The organism is Chryseobacterium sp. FR048 (assembly GCF_056844665.1).
This window is the reverse complement of record NZ_JBXDSE010000003.1, coordinates 537,720-556,061: the sequence shown is the minus strand read 5'-3', so window position 1 is coordinate 556,061 and position 18,342 is coordinate 537,720. Positions and strand designations below refer to the sequence as shown.

At 36.7% G+C, this 18,342-nt stretch carries 14 protein-coding genes and 1 other RNA gene; 9 read left to right on the top strand and 6 right to left on the bottom strand.

Going from position 1 to position 18,342, the window contains the following annotated elements; all coding sequences use genetic code 11:
- Window positions 1–5 precede the first annotated feature (5 nt).
- From AC106K_RS11870 to rpoN, 3 genes are all read left to right on the top strand, one after another.
- Window positions 6–1,730: a helix-turn-helix domain-containing protein gene (locus tag AC106K_RS11870; RefSeq protein ID WP_482445519.1), complete on the top strand. Its 1,725-nt coding sequence runs from the start codon at window positions 6–8 to the stop codon at window positions 1,728–1,730.
- Between the two features lie 705 nt (window positions 1,731–2,435).
- Entirely contained in the window at window positions 2,436–3,884 is a 1,449-nt protein-coding gene (asnS, locus tag AC106K_RS11865; protein ID WP_482445517.1) for an asparagine--tRNA ligase, read from the top strand.
- A 160-nt stretch (window positions 3,885–4,044) separates the two neighbouring features.
- Window positions 4,045–5,508, top strand: a complete 1,464-nt coding sequence (gene rpoN, locus AC106K_RS11860; RefSeq protein WP_482445515.1) for an RNA polymerase factor sigma-54 — start codon at window positions 4,045–4,047, stop codon at window positions 5,506–5,508.
- A 253-nt stretch (window positions 5,509–5,761) separates the two neighbouring features.
- Here the strand turns inward: rpoN and AC106K_RS11855 are convergent, their stop codons facing one another.
- Genes AC106K_RS11855 through AC106K_RS11845 form a run of 3 tightly spaced genes read right to left on the bottom strand, consistent with a single transcriptional unit; the run spans window position 5,762 to window position 8,603 of the window.
- Window positions 5,762–7,384, bottom strand: coding sequence for an AMP-binding protein (locus AC106K_RS11855; protein WP_482445514.1), 1,623 nt, complete (start codon window positions 7,382–7,384; stop codon window positions 5,762–5,764).
- A 60-nt stretch (window positions 7,385–7,444) separates the two neighbouring features.
- Complete coding sequence (locus tag AC106K_RS11850; RefSeq protein WP_482445512.1) at window positions 7,445–8,119, bottom strand: beta-carotene 15,15'-monooxygenase; 675 nt, start codon at window positions 8,117–8,119, stop codon at window positions 7,445–7,447.
- Complete coding sequence (locus AC106K_RS11845) at window positions 8,112–8,603, bottom strand: RNA polymerase sigma factor (protein WP_047098737.1); 492 nt, start codon at window positions 8,601–8,603, stop codon at window positions 8,112–8,114. The genes AC106K_RS11850 and AC106K_RS11845 overlap by 8 nt, the downstream gene beginning before the upstream one ends.
- A gap of 487 nt (window positions 8,604–9,090) precedes the next feature.
- Between AC106K_RS11845 and rnpB the strand changes: the two genes are divergently transcribed.
- Window positions 9,091–9,416: RNase P RNA component class A (gene rnpB, locus AC106K_RS11840), an RNA gene on the top strand.
- 100 nt (window positions 9,417–9,516) lie between these two features.
- On the opposite strand, the gene AC106K_RS11835 is transcribed toward rnpB, so the two are convergent.
- Together AC106K_RS11835 and AC106K_RS11830 are read right to left on the bottom strand one after the other, a co-directional pair.
- The gene (locus AC106K_RS11835) at window positions 9,517–10,386 is read right to left on the bottom strand and encodes a polyphosphate kinase 2 family protein (protein WP_482445509.1); all 870 of its coding nucleotides are present in this window, start codon (window positions 10,384–10,386) and stop codon (window positions 9,517–9,519) included.
- A gap of 194 nt (window positions 10,387–10,580) precedes the next feature.
- Window positions 10,581–11,045: a DUF1573 domain-containing protein gene (locus AC106K_RS11830; protein ID WP_047098740.1), complete on the bottom strand. Its 465-nt coding sequence runs from the start codon at window positions 11,043–11,045 to the stop codon at window positions 10,581–10,583.
- A 128-nt stretch (window positions 11,046–11,173) separates the two neighbouring features.
- Here AC106K_RS11830 and AC106K_RS11825 point away from each other — a divergent pair, with 128 nt between their 5' ends.
- The 5 genes from AC106K_RS11825 (at window position 11,174) to AC106K_RS11805 (ending at window position 17,053) form a co-directional block, all read left to right on the top strand.
- A complete protein-coding gene (locus AC106K_RS11825; RefSeq protein WP_482445507.1) occupies window positions 11,174–13,789 on the top strand; it encodes a valine--tRNA ligase in 2,616 nt (871 codons plus the stop codon).
- A gap of 93 nt (window positions 13,790–13,882) precedes the next feature.
- On the top strand, window positions 13,883–14,518 hold the full coding sequence (locus AC106K_RS11820) for a DUF4241 domain-containing protein (RefSeq protein WP_482445506.1): 636 nt from the start codon (window positions 13,883–13,885) through the stop codon (window positions 14,516–14,518).
- A gap of 68 nt (window positions 14,519–14,586) precedes the next feature.
- Complete coding sequence (locus tag AC106K_RS11815) at window positions 14,587–15,477, top strand: ribokinase (protein WP_482445504.1); 891 nt, start codon at window positions 14,587–14,589, stop codon at window positions 15,475–15,477.
- A gap of 89 nt (window positions 15,478–15,566) precedes the next feature.
- Complete coding sequence (locus AC106K_RS11810; RefSeq protein WP_482445502.1) at window positions 15,567–16,409, top strand: alpha/beta hydrolase family protein; 843 nt, start codon at window positions 15,567–15,569, stop codon at window positions 16,407–16,409.
- On the top strand, window positions 16,409–17,053 hold the full coding sequence (locus tag AC106K_RS11805; protein WP_482445501.1) for an HD domain-containing protein: 645 nt from the start codon (window positions 16,409–16,411) through the stop codon (window positions 17,051–17,053). The genes AC106K_RS11810 and AC106K_RS11805 overlap by 1 nt, the downstream gene beginning before the upstream one ends.
- On the opposite strand, the gene AC106K_RS11800 is transcribed toward AC106K_RS11805, so the two are convergent.
- Entirely contained in the window at window positions 17,050–18,282 is a 1,233-nt protein-coding gene (locus AC106K_RS11800; RefSeq protein WP_482445500.1) for an outer membrane beta-barrel protein, read from the bottom strand. The two genes, AC106K_RS11805 and AC106K_RS11800, sit on opposite strands and share 4 nt — an antisense overlap.
- Between the last annotated feature and the right edge of the window lie 60 nt (window positions 18,283–18,342).

Genomic DNA, 18,342 nt, shown 5'->3' with positions numbered 1-18,342 from the left:
CAACGATGAAAATAAAATTTTTGATACTGTTGTTGACTGTTTGTAATGCATGGCATGCGCAAACGGGCAATATCAAAGACCATTCTCTGGAAAAACAGACCTATAAAGAAATGGAACAGGATTTCTATGGCAGCGGAGCAGAGGATCTTAACAGTAAAAGATATATTGCAGAATATTATCTTAAGAAAGCCAGAGCTGAAAAGAATACTTCTGAGATTGCAGAAGCATATGTTATGCTGCATTTTGATCAGCCTTTACCGGTTGCCTTAAAATATCTTGATAGTTTACAGACCATTACAAAAAATTCTAAAGAAAATATATACCCTGCCAGAACATATCTGCTAAGAGGAAACCTTTATTTCAGGACAGAAAACCTTCAAGCGGCATTGAACAATTATTTGCTAGGGTTGAAATATGCCAAAGAAAAAGGATACAAAAGACAGATTGCGATGGCAAACATCAGCATTGCTTATCTGAATAATTATATCGGGAAACATGCAGAGACCGCCAAAACATTAAGATATTATGCCTATAATGCTGATTATATGAATGAGTCGGAACGGCAGCTTCTTAAACTAAATTTAGCAGATGCTTACATAGAGATCAATAAAATGGATTCCGCTTATATTCTGATTCAGGAAGGGCTGCAGAATGCTGAAAAGAACAATGATAAATATGGGCGGCATCAGAATTTAGGCTTGATGGGGTATTATCATTTGAAACAGAAAAAATATAATGCTGCCATTGATGATCTGGTTCCTTGTGAAAAGTTTTATTTCGATAAAAATAATCAGAATAAAAGAAATCAGAATTATACCCTTTTATATTTAGGTCAATCCTATGAAGGGTTAAGAAATAAAGAAAAAGCAATAGGATATTTCACAAGAATAGATTCTATGGTGTTGAAGACAAATTATCTGTATCCTGAACTCAGACAGGTGTATATGAGTCTGATCAACTATTATAAAGTAAACAATGATAAAGAGAAGCAGCTGTATTATGTGGATCGCTTTTTAAAAGTAGACAGCGTACTGGATTCCCAGTTCAGATACATATCCAGGGAAGTACCGAGACGATATGACAGCCCGAAGCTGGAACAGGAAAAAGAATCGATTACCAATGAACTTCAAAACAGAAAGACCCTCTTTTATATTGTTCTTAGTTGCTTGCTGATCTCCCATTTGCTGTTTATCAATGTTTATTTTAAGTATAAAAAAACGGAAAAGAAATATAAGAAGATTGCCCAGGACCTGATTCAGTCTGTTAATGAAAACAAAGCAGATAAAGAATATGAGGTAAAAGATGAAATAATGCCGCTGCATCTTCCCGAAGAAAGCCACGATGATAAAACTTCAAAAGTGATTTCCGAAGATATTGTTCAGTCCATTTTAAAAGAACTTGAGATTTTTGAAAGTAAAGATCAGTTTTTACAAAAAGGAATTACACTGGGAAGCCTTGCCAAAAAAATAAAGACCAATTCCAGATACCTGTCAGAAATTATCAATACCTATAAAGGAAAGAATTTTGCCACTTACCTCAATGATCTCCGTATTGATTATGCCATCAACCGTTTGGCGAATGATAAAAAATTCAGATCCTATAAGCTTACTTTTATTGCCGAAGAATTAGGCTACAATAATGAGCAGGCCTTCACTTTAGCGTTCAAAAAACGAACCGGAACGCCACTTTCCATCTACCTGAAAGAAATCGAAAACATGAAATTGATTTAAATTTAATCTATTGATTTTTAAGTAATTAAAACCTATAGATTCATGATTTTATAGATATAAATTTATGAATCTATAGAACATCTGCTTGCATGATCATTCCTCTTTGTAGCATCTTTGTTCCAGAGGTAAGAACACAATTTTTTTATATTTTGAATTTACACTGTACAAAATATAAATACAGAAAAAGACCGGTCGGTAAGACCATCAACCCATAAACGAGATCAGATAAAAATCGGAGATGAGGGAATGAAACAATAAAAGTTAGAACGTAGTAGTGAGTAGTGATTATTTAAAAAGAATTTATGAAGTAATTTAAAACAATATACCTTGAATTGATCTGTAATATTTAAAATGATGGGCTGAAAGTGGAACAGAGAATTTATCATTAAAAACTAATAACCATTTTCTATACATTTTCTAAGACTTAACCATAAAAACTCAGGATAGACTTGTCCTTTTCAAAGTGATAAAGACTAGTCAATTTTCAGTTCAGATCAATACAGATTTTATCAAAGTTCAAGGTGATATTGGATCAATTAAACTTAAAAATGAAGGAAAAAAGACGGAAGAAAAACTAAGTTTTACTGAACTTAAAGTTTAAATACTTGATAAATGATTTTTAAAGACAGCGTAACCATGAAGTTGCGCTGTTTTTTTGTAACTTTGCAACCATTAATTTTTATATAAAAAATTTATCATCAACAAATGAAAAAGCAAACGATCAAAGAAATCCTTAGGGATTACAAGAAAGTATTACATCATGACATTACAGTTTACGGATGGGTAAGAGCATTCCGTTCTAATCGCTTTATAGCGCTTAATGATGGTTCTACGATTAATAATTTGCAGATAGTTGTTGATTTCGAAAATTTTGACGAAGAACTTATCAAAAATATCAGTACAGCTTCTTCCCTTAAAGTAGTAGGTGAAGTGGTAGAAAGCCAGGGAGCGGGACAAACTGTGGAAATTATCGCTAAAAAGATCATTATTTTAGGAGATAACTTTACGGAAGAACTTCAAAATACGATTCTTCAGCCTAAGAAACACAGCCTGGAAAAACTTCGTGAGCAGGCACACTTAAGATTCAGAACCAACCTTTTTGGGGCAGTTTTCAGAGTGCGTCACGCAGTTAGCTTTGCCGTTCACTCTTTCTTTAACAAGAACCAGTTCTTCTATATCAACACACCGGTGATTACCGGAGCAGATGCAGAAGGGGCAGGAGAAATGTTCGGAGTAACGAACTTTGACCTTAACAACATGCCGAGAACTGAAGAAGGGGATATTGATTTTGCACAGGATTTCTTCGGAAGAAAGACCAACCTTACCGTTTCAGGCCAGCTGGAAGGTGAAACTGCGGCGATGGGATTGGGAAGAATCTATACTTTCGGACCTACATTCCGTGCTGAAAATTCAAACACGACAAGACACCTTGCCGAGTTCTGGATGATTGAGCCGGAAGTGGCATTCAACAACCTTGAAGACAACATCGATCTTGCAGAAGATTTTCTGAAATATGTGATCCAGTATGTATTGGATAACTGTAAAGATGACCTTGACTTCTTAGACAAGCGTTTTGCCGAAGAACAAAAGACAAAACCGGAAAAAGAAAGAGCAAAAGAAGGTCTTATCGAAAAACTTGAGAATGTAGTGGCGAAGCGTTTCAAACGTGTAAGCTATACAGAAGCTATTGAGATCTTATTGAACTCAAAAGAAAACAAAAAAGGAAAATTTGCTTACCCTGTTGAGAAATGGGGAACTGATCTTCAGTCTGAGCACGAAAGATATTTGGTTGAAAAACACTTTGAAAGCCCGGTAGTATTATTTGACTATCCAAAAGAGATCAAAGCGTTCTATATGAAGCTGAATGAAGACAACAAAACAGTTGCTGCAATGGACGTTCTTTTCCCAGGTATCGGTGAGATCATTGGTGGATCAGAAAGAGAAGCAAGATTAGACGTATTAAAACAGAAAATGGCAGATATGCATGTAGATGAGCACGAACTTTGGTGGTATCTTGATACCCGAAAATTCGGTTCTGTACCGCATGCAGGCTTCGGATTAGGACTGGAAAGACTTGTTCTTTTCGTAACGGGAATGACGAACATCAGAGACGTAATTCCTTTCCCTAGGACGCCGAAAAGCGCTGAATTCTAGAACAATAAAAAAAAGCCTTAATCAGAAGTTAAGGCTTTTTTTATTTCTTAATAGTTTATTACGTTAGAGTATATAATGCAAAAATCATGCTAAATGTATTTTTTATCAAATAAATTTATTAAATTCGTAGAATATGTTATGTTAAAACGCAAATAAGAATATGCTTAAACAACACTTACAACTCAAATTAGGACAGAAGCTGGCCCCTCAGCAGATCCAGTTGATGAAGCTTATTCAGCTTCATACTCTTGAATTTGAAGAGGAGTTGGAGCGAGAGTTAGAAGAAAACCCTGCTTTGGAAATTGCCAAGGAGGATTCTAAGGAAGATGAATATTCTTCTTTGGAAGACGCTTATCAGGATGAGGGTACAGAAAGCATTGAAACAGATTTTGACGTCAATGAATATCTCTATGACGACGAACCAAGCTATAAAACTGCATCCAGCAACTACTCTCCGGATGATGAAGAATTTGATAACGAAAGTCTTTTAACAGAAGGCCAGTCGTTATATGATTATCTGATGGAACAGATTCACCTGGTGAATATCAATGATGAAGACCTGAAGATTGCAGAATATCTTATCGGAAATTTAGATACAGACGGATATTTAAGACGAGAAATCAAGTCGATTGTTGATGATCTTGCTTTCTCCCAAGGTATTTATACTACCAGAGAAAAAGTGGAGGACATCCTTGAAAACTATGTTCAGAAGCTGGATCCGTCAGGAGTAGGAGCAAGAGGACTACAGGAGTGCCTGCTGCTTCAGATCGAAAAGAAAGTAAGCTCAGATAAAGCCGTTTCTCTGGCTGCCAATATCTTAAGACATCAGTTTGATGCACTGACGAATAAGCACTACAATAAGATCATCCAGAAATATGATATTGAAGAAGATGATCTGAAAGATGCCTTGGATGAAATCTCCAAGCTATCTCCTAAAGTAGGAGGAAATTTTGATACACAGACTATTACGATCAACCAGGAAATTATTCCGGATTTTGTGATCCAGGTAAAAGATGGTCAGGTGGTTCCTATGCTTAACAGCAAAAATGCTCCAACATTAAGAGTTTCTGAAGAATATAAAGATATTTTATCTACCTATTCTCACGATAAAAATTCATCAGAACATAAGCAGGCTGCATTATTCATCAAGCAAAAACTGGATGCCGCAAAATGGTATATTGATGCCATCAACCAGCGTCAGAATACCTTATTGCAGACCATTACTGCTATTGTGAAATTCCAGAAGGATTATTTTATTACAGGTGACGAAAAGTCTCTGAAACCAATGATTCTGAAAGATGTGGCAGATATTACAGGATTTGATATTTCTACGATTTCAAGGGTAGTAAAAAGTAAATACGCTGATACACCAAATGGAATTGTATATCTGAAAGATCTGTTCTCAGACAGTCTAACCAATGACGATGGAGAAGAAGTTTCTACCAAAGAGATTAAAACCCATCTTCAGGAAGTGATCAGTAAAGAGAATAAAAGAAAACCACTTACGGATGACGCCTTAGTAGTGATCTTAAAAGAACAGGGGTATAATATTGCCAGAAGAACGATTGCAAAATATCGTGAACAGCTCAATATTCCTGTAGCAAGATTAAGAAAAGAACTTTAATAATAAAAAAAGCATTTCAATTTGAAATGCTTTTTTGTTTTTATAGAGAGTAGGGAAGACCACCCCGTCAAATCTTTGATTTGACACCCCTCCAGAGGAGGGGAATATGCAGTCTTTCAGGTGTGATATTTGTCTTTGTATCAATGAAAATCAAAGATTTTCAAAAACTTAAGTGCCCTTCTTAAACAGTTAGTAGTAACTTAAAAAAACTTAAGTGTTTAAAAAAAGATACGGAGATCGTATGAAAATCAACCTAAGCCTTATAACTTTCCAGTCCCAGTTCCTTCATCGAAATCTCCCGCATTTCTACCTTCCTTATTTTTCCTGAAATAGTCATCGGGAATTCATCCACAAACTTCCAGTATTTCGGAACCTTATAATGGGCAATCCTTCCCTTACAATATTCCAGCAGCTCTTCTTCTGTGATGGTAAATCCGGCTCTTACTTTTACCCAGGCCATCACTTCCTCCCCGAATTTTTCACTTGGAACGCCAATGATCTGTACATCCAGAATGTTGGTATAAGTGTATAAAAAATCTTCGATTTCCTTCGGTGAAATATTTTCTCCACCCCGGATAATAAGGTCTTTGATTCTTCCTGAAATGGTAATATATCCGTCTTTATCCATTACGGCCATATCTCCGGTGTGCATCCATCGTGCATCATCCAGTACCTTTTTTGTATTTTCAGGATCATTCCAGTATTTCAGCATGACGGAGTAGCCTCTGGTACAAAGTTCGCCATGTTCTCCGCGCTTTAAGATTCTTCCGTTTTCGTCCACAATTTTTATTTCAAGATGATCCTGAACCGTTCCGACAGTGCTTACCTGTTTTTCCAGTGGGGTTCCGATCAGGGTTTGTGTGGAAACAGGAGAAGTTTCCGTCATTCCGTAGCAGATACTCATTTCTTTGATGTTCATCAGGCTTTCCACCTTTTTCATAATTTCCGGCGGACAGACTGAGCCTGCCATGACTCCGGTTCTTAAGCTTGAAAAATCATATTGATCAAAATCTTTTACGGCTAATTCTGCTATAAACATTGTAGGAACCCCATATAATGAGGTACATTTTTCATCAGAAACCGCTTTTAATGTAATTTCAGGATCAAAACTGTCATTAGGGATCACCATACAGGCTCCATGAGCGGTACAGCATATATTGCCGATGACCATGCCAAAGCAGTGGTAAAACGGAACGGGAATACATACACGGTCTTTTTCCGTATATTTTAATCTGATCCCGATAAAATAACCGTTGTTTAATATATTGTGATGAGAAAGAGTTACTCCTTTCGGAAATCCTGTCGTTCCTGAAGTATACTGAATATTGACAGGATCATCAAATTGTACGTGTTCTTCAAAACTGTGTAATACTTCATCCGAAATATCCTGCCCGTTGTTGACGAAATCTTCCCAGTTATCATCAAAGAAAATTTCATTTTCAAGACTAGGGCATACTTCTTTGGCATATTCCACCATCTCTTTATAGTTACTGGTTTTGAAGCTTAAAGAAGAAAAAATGAAACGGATTTCAGACTGATTGAGCACATAGGTCAGTTCATGGGTTCTGTAAGCAGGATTGATGTTGACCAGAATACTTCCAATTCTGGCTGTTGCATACTGCAGAAGCACCCATTCATAACGGTTGGATGCCCATATTCCGATTCTGTCACCGGATTTTGCTCCTAAGAAAATGAGGGCTTTGGCAACAGCGGTGGTCTGGTTGTAAAATTCCTGGTAAGTAGCTCTGTAATCCTGATGAACACAGACAAGTGCTTCCTGATGAGGGTATTTTTCGACAGTACTTTTAAGATTTCCTCCAATAGTCTGTCCTAATAATGGAACTTCAGAAGTCCCATAAACATATGATAAAGGCATAGTAAAAAGATTTGGCGAAATAAAATTAACAATAATATCCCGAACTATGACCTACCCATGCTAATTTTCGTGGGAATCTATTTCTTTAAGCTGCTTTAGATTTTTATCAAGTTTTCTGATAATAGTACCATATACCAGTCTGTAGTAAAACCAGATCATAGAGATCGCAAGCAATGTACTTACCGCAATTCCAACAATAATGATAGCCAGATTAGAGCTGCTAGGCTGTATATTTTGAGAGTTTAATATATAAAATATAAAAGAAATCAGTACGAAAGTGAATATTAACAGCAATACAATGCTGATTAAAATAAATGCATTCACTGTTGTTTTGAACTTAATAATTCTGGTGATAAGTCCCTTCAGATTTTCCTCAATTTTTATTTTTCGGTAATTCTGGTAGAATTTGAGAACAAAATAAGCAGTGATTAATAAGCTTAAAACTTTTATGGTCAGATAAGCATATCCGAAGTTGTTTTCTATTTCAGGAGCTTCCTGGGCACCCAGTCTCTCCAGCATTTTACGGAAGCTGTCAGATTCCTCTTCCGGGAATAAGTAAAATAACCCCAAAACGGAGAAGAACAGGAATTCTACCACACTGATCCAGAAAATATACTTTACATAATTACGCGACTTTCTATTCAACATCTGAAGGATCTCAGTGTTGTCATATTTTGGCTGGACAGGTTGTTCCTGCCATGTTTTTTTAAAGCTATCTAAATCAAATTCAGGCATATTTTTCCATCTGTTCTTTAAGGGTTTTCTTTAATCTGTTCATTTTTACACGTGCATTAACTTCGGTGATTCCGAGGTTTTCTGCAATATCCTTGTAAGGCAGATCGTCAAGATACATCATGACAATGGCTCTTTCTACATTAGGAAGAGTCTTGATTACAGTATACAAAAGCGATATTTGCTGCTGCTTTTCATCATCATCTTCCACAAAGTCCTTATGGTTGATGTCCAGTTCATTGGTTGGCAGGCTTTTGCTTTTTTTTCTAAAAAGAGTAATGGCTGTATTGAGCGCTACACGATACATCCATGTTGAAATTTTAGAGTTTCCTTTGAATGAGTCGTAACTTCTCCAGAGTTGTAACACAATTTCCTGAAAAAGATCCTCTTCATCTTCCAGAGAATTGGTATACAGACGAGATACCTTAATAATCAGACCCTGATTATCTTTGATAAGCTGCGCAAATTCTTTCTCTCTGGAATCCATAGATGTATAATGAGCACGAAGATAATAATAATGTGGTAATTGGAAGAATAATTGTGGCAAAATAGTGAAAAGGTGAAAGGGTGAAAAGGTGAAATTGCGGAAGGGCTGAGAAAGCAAAGGAAGCTTAGATGGCAAATAGGCAAATATGAAGAAGGAGGCTAATAGGGTGAGTTGATTTCTTTTTCAGTATAAAGCCTTTCAAAATGTTGAATAAATACATAGAGATATTGCTGTTCTAAATAATAAAAAGTTGTAAAAGTTCTTCATCAAGAATGAGAATACAGCAAATTTTTATTAACAGCATACCATAGCTCCATATTAGCAAAGTATATTAACTAATCTGCCTTCTCAGCTTCCTCAACCTTCCTCAGCCTTCTTCACCTCCTTTGCTATCTCAGCTATCTTAGCCTTTTCGCCCTTCCACAAATTTGCCCTTTCACCCCTCCCTTTCCCTTTTTCCCACAAAATTTACGTACCTTTGCCTCTACGAGAAGATCGGCTTGTTGATTTCCCGTTTTGGCGGGAGGTAGGAAAGTCCGGACACCATAGAGCAGCAAAGCGGATAACATCCGTCACCCGTGAGGGTAGGACAAGTGCAACAGAAAGCAGGTACAGTTCGGCTGTAGTGAAACCAGGTAAACTCTTTGCGGTGCAATGGTAAGTATATCGGTTCTTTTCAGCAATGGAAATAGGGGCGGCTCGTCCTGAAAACCGAGGGGTAATCAGCTCAAGTTTTGCAGCAATGTAAAACGTAGATAAATAACAGGCACTTCTTCGGAAGTACAAAATCCGGCTTATAGATTTTCTCGTGATTTTTCTTTATACCATCAGGATCTTCATATTCCTGAGCGGATTACAAAAGCAAAAAGTCAGATACATAAAAAATCCTCAGATCGATCTGAGGATTCTTTTATTATTCATTTTCAAGAGTTTTCTTGGCATCGATAAGTTCCTGTTTATCTTTTTCAGAAAGAGTAGGATACTTAAGATTCATTTTTTCCAGTGTATCGATGATGATCTGGATTGCAGCGACTCTCGCAAACCATTTGTTGTCAGCCGGAAGTACATACCATGGTGCATGATCTTTCGAGGTTTCGTTGATGGCTGTTTCGTAAGCTTCCATATATTGAGGGAAAAGTGCTCTTTCCGGAAGATCTCCTGCAGAAAATTTCCAGTTTTTTTCCTGTTCATCAATTCTGTCTAAAAGCCTTTTTTTCTGTTCATCCTTAGATACATTCAAAAAGATCTTGATAATGGTTGTCCCGTTTTGGGAAAGATGTTTTTCGAAATTTCTGATACTTTCATATCGGTTATCCCAGAATTTATCATCGAAATCTTTTACGGAAGACCATGTTTTTTCACTTAAATTATATTCAGGATGCACTTTACAAACCAGCACACTTTCATAATGAGAACGGTTGAAAATTCCGATCATTCCTTTCTGAGGCAGAGCAAGATAATGTCTCCATAAAAAATCGTGAGAATATTCTTTAGAGCTTGGGGTCTTAAAGCTGGTCACATTACATCCCTGAGGATTTACCCCTCCGAAGACATGTTCTATCATACTGTCTTTTCCTGCAGCATCCATCGCCTGAAGAACCACTAATAAAGATTGGCTTCCATCTGCGTAAAGTTTTTCCTGAAGCTCACGCAATTTTTCTTTTTCCTGAATTAATAATTGTACACCTTCTTCTTTGGTGAGTTTTCCTTTATAGGAAGTTGAAGCTTTTTTGATGGAAAATTTTCCTTTTACCTGAAAGTCGTCTGAGAAATTGGTGTCCATATTTTTTATAAAGATTAAAAGATTAAAAGATTAAAAGATTAAAAGATTAAAAGATTAAAAGATTTTGGCTATCATTCAAATTCCGGTATATAGTATCTAATATCTGACTTCTAGCCTCTAACATCTATTTCAACATAAATATAATAAAAAAACCGCCTCAATAGAGACGGTTCCTTTATTTTTTTGAGTAGAGCTTACTTCGCAGCAGCCTTTTTAGCTAGTTTTGCAGCTTTTTTCTCAGCCTTAGCAGCTTCTTTCTGCTCAGCAGGAGTCAATGGTTTTGGCTCAGGAGCATTAGCATCTACGTTTCCTTTGATGTAGATTACGCTTCTGTTGTTAGCCGGGTCGTTAGAAAATACCTCAATCATTTTGTTGAATGGTCCGGCAATAGCCGTATTGTATCCTACTTTGATCTTAGCAGATTTTCCTGGCATGATCGGATCCTGGCTGAATTCAGGAGTTGTACATCCGCAAGAAGGTTTTACATTAGAAAGGATCAAAGGCTTGTCACCTGAGTTAGTTACTGTAAAGAATCTGGTACCATCAGCGTTAGGTTTGATTGTACCATAGTCAAAAGTAGTTTTATCAAACGTAATAGTTTGTGCAGATGCTAGGGCAAATGTTCCGAATAATGCAATTCCTGCGATTAATTTCTTCATATTCTTGAATGTTAATATGTTTGTTAGATAAATTTTGTGAAACAAAGTTAAAAATTATTTTAATTCATGCTTAAAAATTTTTTTCTTTAGACTATTTTTGCAAATTGCAAGCCAAAGAAATAGAATTTATGCAGATTTCAGAAAAGTACAATCCACAGGAAACAGAACAGAAATGGTACAATTACTGGTTGGAAAACAAATATTTCCACTCAGAACCTAATGACAAACCACCATATACCGTGGTCATTCCTCCGCCAAACGTAACGGGGATATTACACATGGGACATATGTTGAACAATACCATTCAGGATGTTCTGGTCCGTCGTGCAAGAATGCGCGGGTTTAATGCCTGCTGGGTTCCGGGAACAGATCACGCTTCTATTGCTACTGAAGCTAAAGTTGTTGCTAAACTGAAGTCTGAAGGAATCAACAAGTCAGACATTACCCGTGAAGAGTTTTTAAAACATGCCTGGGACTGGACACACAAATACGGTGGAACCATTCTTGAGCAGTTGAAAAAATTGGGATGCTCTTGTGATTGGGACAGAACCCGTTTCACAATGGAAGAGAACCTTTCAAAACAGGTAATCATCAGCTTTGTAGATCTATATAACAAAGGAATGATCTACAGAGGATACAGAATGGTAAACTGGGATCCTGAAGCAAAGACGAATATTTCAGATGAAGAAGTAATCTTTAAAGAGCAGAACGGAAAATTATATTTCCTTAAATATAAAATTGAAGGTTCAGAAGAGTTCCTTTCAGTGGCTACGACACGTCCGGAAACTATTTTCGGAGATACTGCCGTATGTATCAATCCTAATGACGAAAGATATGCACACCTGAAAGGGAAGAACGTTATTGTTCCTATTGTCAACAGAGTAGTTCCTATCATCGAAGATGAATATGTAGATATTGAATTTGGAACAGGAGCATTAAAAATCACTCCGGCTCACGACGTTAATGACTACGAAATAGGACAAAAACATCAGCTGAAAATGATCGATGCTTTAGATGATGACGGAAATCTTAACGAGCATGGTCTTCATTATGCAGGAAAAAACAGATTTGAGGTAAGAAAGCAGATCGCTAAAGAACTGGAAGAAAAAGATCTTTTGTTAAAAGCAGAAGACTATGTAAATAAAGTAGGAACTTCCGAAAGAACAGGAGCTGTTATTGAGCCTAAGGTTTCTGTACAGTGGTTCCTTAAAATGTCTGAGTTGGCTAAACCGGCTTTAGATGTTGTAATGGATGATGAAGTAAAATTCTATCCTGAAAAGTTCAAAAACACTTACAAGCACTGGATGGAGAACATCCGTGACTGGAATATTTCCCGTCAGCTATGGTGGGGACAGCAGATTCCTGCATTTTATTATGGAACCGGTGATGAAGACTTCGTAGTGGCAGCCACTGCAGAAGAAGCTTTAGAGCTGGCGAAACAGAAGACAGGAAACAATGAGTTGACAGTAGATAACCTGAGACAGGATCAGGATACTCTGGATACATGGTTCTCAGCATGGCTATGGCCAATGTCTGTATTCGAGGGACTTTTAGATCCTGAAAATAAAGACATCAACTATTACTATCCAACTTCTGATCTGGTAACCGCACCGGATATTATTTTCTTCTGGGTAGCGAGAATGATCATGTCCGGATTGGAATACAAAAAAGAAGTTCCGTTCAAAAATGTTTACTTTACAGGTATCGTAAGAGATAAGCAGAGAAGAAAGATGTCAAAATCTTTAGGAAATTCTCCGGATCCTATCGAATTGATGGAAAAATACGGTGCAGATGGAGTACGTGTAGGGATTCTATTGAGCTCTGCGGCAGGAAATGACCTTCTTTTTGATGAAGATCTGATGCTTCAGGGAAGAAACTTTATGACGAAAATCTGGAGTGCATTCCGTCTGATCAATATGTGGAATCATGAAGATAAACCGGCTATTGCTACAGATAACCAGGCTATCGAATGGTTTGAAAATAAACTGAACAAAACGATTGCTGAAATTAATGATCAGTTTGAGAAGTTCAGAATTTCTGATGCGCTGCATTTGATCTATAAATTAATTTGGGATGATTTTTGTGGTTGGTACCTTGAAGCGATCAAGCCAAACTATGGAGAAGGAATTTCTAAAGAAGTCTATGATAAAACTATCTATTTCTTTGAAGAATTGATGAAATTACTTCATCCGTTCATGCCATTCCAGTCTGAAGAGATCTGGCAGTTGATTTCAGAAAGAAGTATCGATGAGGCACTTGTTATTGCTCAGCAGAAGAATGCAGATCAGTTTAGCGAAGAAATCATTAAAAACTTTGAAATCACGGCAGAATTGATTTCCGGAGTGAGAAATTACCGTCAGACAAAAGGAATCTCTCCAAGAGAAGCGGTTGAGGTATATACCAATGCTTCAGAATTTGTTAACGAAGCGGTTGTAAGAAAATTAGCGAATGTTTCTGAAATCCATTTCGGACAGAAAACAGATAAGCCAAGCTTTACCTTCCTGGTGGGAGCAACAGAAGTTTCTATACCTTTAAGTGAGAACTTAGATTTAGGAGAAGAAAAAGCTAAAACTGAAGAAGAACTGAAATATCTGAAAGGATTCTTGATTTCAGTAGATAAAAAGCTTTCCAATGAAAAGTTTGTGGCCAATGCAAAACCGGAAATCGTAGAGGTAGAGCGTAAGAAACAAAAAGATGCTCTTGACAAGATTGCGATCCTGGAAGAGAAGCTGAAAAGCTTGTAATAACAATATAGACAATAATTAATTTTGTCATAATCTCAGGCTGGATACAGATGAATACTTGTATCCAGCCTGATGGTTTAAAGAATAAATAAAATGACACATATAGAAAACATAAAAAAACTATTCTCGAAGGATTTTGTAGAAAGTCCGTTATTAGAAAGTTTTGAAGTAGGAAAGATCTACCTTTCCAGTGGAAAGCTTGTGGCTTGTGATCCTTTGATTACCAACGATATGCTTCCTTTTTCTACAGAGTTTCCTAAAGGAGATTTCTCGGTAATGCTGTACAAAGAAAGAGAAAGCAATTGTGTAGCCTATGCAGAGATTATCTTCAGCAATTCGGAAATTACAGATTGGAAACTGGCTACTACAGCCGGGCAGAACACGAAAGAGCTGGCTGAAGGAGAAGTTTTCGGATATCCTGTGGAGAGCGGTATGGGATGTTTCATGGATGTTGATACCCAAAACAGTCTTAATGAGCTGGAGCAGAAACTGTATCAAAATAAAGGCGGAGACTTCATGGGAATCTATGAAGAATTCTTCCATGAGCATTTTTTTGATGAAAAAGGAGCCATAGATCAGTATGCTTTCCTGAAGCCTGCAAAAGAACATCCAGGAACTATATTAGCATTTGAAACGGGATATGGTGAAGGTTTTTATGCCAGCTACATCGCTTATAATAAGGATCAGCAGCCGGTAAAGATAATTACTGAATTTATTGAAATAAGTTAATTAAAAATAGTTATTTTTGAAATGCCATTTTTTCAAAATATTAAACTTTAAAGCCAATATAAAACACAATGAATTTCTCATCAGAACAACCCCGTATCATCGTTGTAGGAAGCTCATCAATAGACCTGGTCCTGGAAACAGAAAAACTTCCTTTACCTAATGAAACTGTTTTAGCTGTTAATTCAGACAGTTATTTTGGTGGAAAGGGAGCGAATCAGGCCGTAGGAACTGCAAGACTGGGGGCAAGTGTTTATTTTATAGGTTGTGTGGGAATGGATCCTCTCGGACAGCAGATCATGAGGAATCTGGTAAGCGAGAATGTAAACGTAGGCTTTGTTCATGAAACAGATAAAGAAGCAACGGGGACAGCTTATGTGACCACTTCCAACGGAAATGCTGCCATTGTGGTAGTTCCGGCAGCCAACAAATACCTTAATAACGAGCATATAGATGATGCCGATAAGTATTTTCATACTGCAGATCTTATCCTTGTACAGCTTGAGGTTTCTATGAGCGTGGTAGAATATACCATTAGAAAAGCCAGAAAGTATGGCAAAAAAGTAGGTTTGTATGCTTCTCCTGCAATGAGAATCAGTGAAGAAATTCTTGACAATGTAGACTTTATTGTGGCAAAAAGTAACGAGCTGTATACTATTTTCGGCGAAGAGAAGAGAGAAGAGGTTCTTAAAAAATATTTCAATAAGGTATTTGTAAGAGACGATACCAACTCTACCATTTATTTCGATGGTACAGAAATGAAGTATTACAGAAATGATAAAGACGAAACCGTTTATAAGATGGGAATGGGGGATGCATTCACTTCTGGGTTTGCCATAGCGCTTTGCCATGGGAATTCTATTGAAGAATGTGTGAAGTTCGGAAACGAAGTTTCATCAAGAGTTTCTGCCGGTAAAGGTTCTCAGACTGGACTGCCGAGAATTTCAGATTTTGTTTCCTAAAGCTATTTACGACATATCAAAAGTCTGAAACTTAACATAAAAATATAGGTAAAATGTCCACTTTTATAGTGGATTTTTTCTTTTATACTATGGAAAAACTAATATTGACCACAGAAGACCATGCTTCCCTTGCCGTTCACCTTTTTCGGCCGGAGAATAACAACGGAAAATTATTGCTTATTAATTCTGCAACCGGAGTGAAACAGCAGGTGTATTTCTCGTTTGCCAACTATTTTTCTGAACAGGGATTTACCGTGATTACTTATGATTATAGTGGGATAGGTCTTTCCAAACCGGAAGAGATGAAAGGCTTTCATAGCTCTATGAGAATATGGGGTTCAAAAGATTATAAAACATTAACCCGATACATTCAGCAGAACTATTCTGAATATCGTAAATATTGCCTGGGACATTCTGTAGGAGCATTGATTTTGGGAATGAATGAAGACTCAGCGATGTTTGAAGAATTCATTTTTGTAGGAACGCAGAATGCTTTTGTAGGAAATCTGAGATTAAAAACAAAAATTGAAGCCTATCTTGGGTTTGGAATTGTACAGCCGCTAACCACTTCATTGCTAGGGTATTTTCCGGCACATTGGTTTGGGCTTGGAGAAAGTCTTCCAAAAAATTGTGCATATGACTGGAGAACCTTAATTTTAAACAGGAAATCAACCAACAGACTGTTGGAAAAAATTGAGGACTATTCTAAAAATTTAACACAGAAAGTATTTGTCATCCGCGCTGAAGATGATGTATGGCTCACAGAAAAAGGAGTATTGAGTTTATTAAACACTACCTATCCTAATCTTAAACCTACTTACAGACTGGTAAAAACTTCCGAATCCGATAAGAACGAAATCGGGCACGTTAATTTTTTTAGAAGCTACAACAGTAAACTCTGGAATATTATTTTAAATGAATTGATAGATTAATGAAAAGTACAATTGAAAACACCGTAGAATTTGTAAAAGAAAAATTAGAAGGAGCAGAAGCAGGACATGACTGGTTTCATATTGAAAGAGTATGGAAGCTGGCGGCTAAAATTGCAGAAACAGAAGATTGTGACAGAGAGGTAGTGGCATTATCAGCACTTCTTCATGATATTGCAGATCCTAAATTCCATAATGGAGACGAAACGATCGCTCCTAAAATATCCAGAGAATTTCTTGAAAGCCAGAATGTACCCGAAGAAACCATCGGAAAGGTTTTATTTGTGATCGAGAATATTTCATTCAAAAACAGAAGCCAGGCACCGGAGAATCCACCGATTGAATTAAAGATTGTACAGGATGCAGACCGTATTGATGCTATAGGAGCCATTGGAATTGCCAGAACATTCAACTTTGGCGGATTTAAAAATAACCCGATGCATGATCCTGAATCAAAGCCAAACTTGGGAATGTCTAAAGAAGAATATAAAAAATCTAATGGGACTACCATTAACCATTTTTACGAAAAATTACTCCTTCTGAAAGATCTTATGAATACTGAAAAAGGAAAAGAAATGGCCGAAGAAAGACATCATTATATGCTGAATTTCCTCGACCAGTTTTATAAAGAATGGAATGTAGACTAGAAAATATTATATCCTATAATTAAGGAAGTGTATTTCAGATCTGCATAAGGTCCTTTTTCTTCCAACATATTGATGCTGGTATTATATCTTGCTTCTATGCTGTATTTGTTGTTGTAATTGTAACCTATCCCAAACGTCGCACTTTTGAAACTTTGAGATGAAGACAGTTTTAATCGATCAAATACATAGCCGTCATAGTCTACTGCATAATCTTTAGACGAGCTGGTTTTAAGCGTAAGGAAGTTGATACCAGCATTGATAAAAATTTTCGATTTATCACTGATAAACATATAGTGTCTTATACTCACCGGAATGCTGATAAATGAATAATTATCTACATTGATGTTATACAGGTTGTCGGAAGTCCTGATCGTTGCTTTATTGCTGTAAAGAGAGAACGTAGGTTCTACTACAATTGACCATTTGTTTTTATTAAACGGTAATACCAATTCTGCTTCAGCACCAATTCTGAATCCTGATTTTGAAGGAAGCCCATCATTACGGTAAGCTCCTGCAATGTCCACCGGAGAATAGAAATTGATACCCGGTCTGATATTTAAGTTAAACTTAGACTTTCTTTTTTCCTCAGAAGAGAACTGTTCATCTGAAGTTCCTGAAATTTTATCATTATATGCTTTGAAGACTTTCTTTAGGTCACTACCTGTATACTTCGTTTTTGCAACCATTGTCTTAGCATTGCTGTCATCAGAAAAGATCGTTTTCAGCTGATTGATATAGTCATCATTGGTAGCAATCTGAGAGCTGCTCCCCTCGAAAAGATATTTCTTATAGATAAGCGGCTGAATCGCAGCTCCGGAATCCGCATAAAAATATCGTATTACATTCTGCCCCTGGTAAGAGTATAAATTCTTATTACCCGTTACAATTTCTTTTAAGAAGACGGACGCTTTTCTCAGTTCCGGTTCCTTGCTGGAAGAAAGATCACTGATGTTATCCGATGAATAATCAATATCACCATTGTAAGTGACATATTTTACTTCATTATAAACCCCGAATTCTTTGATGTTGGACGGATTACCTGTACTCTCTGTTGATTTTTCTTCCGTTTTGTAAACGAAACTGTTAGGGTTACTTACCCAGCCCAGGTTTTTAATAAGGACTTCTTTTTTTACATCATCACTACCGATGATATATCCTTTTTCAAATTTAATTTGTGCGTTGATAGAAATAATTAATAGACACAAAATAACTGACAGTCTTTGTTTCATGGTCAAGTTTATAGTTAAAATTTGGCGGCAAATATAGATAAAATACAGATAAGAAGTATC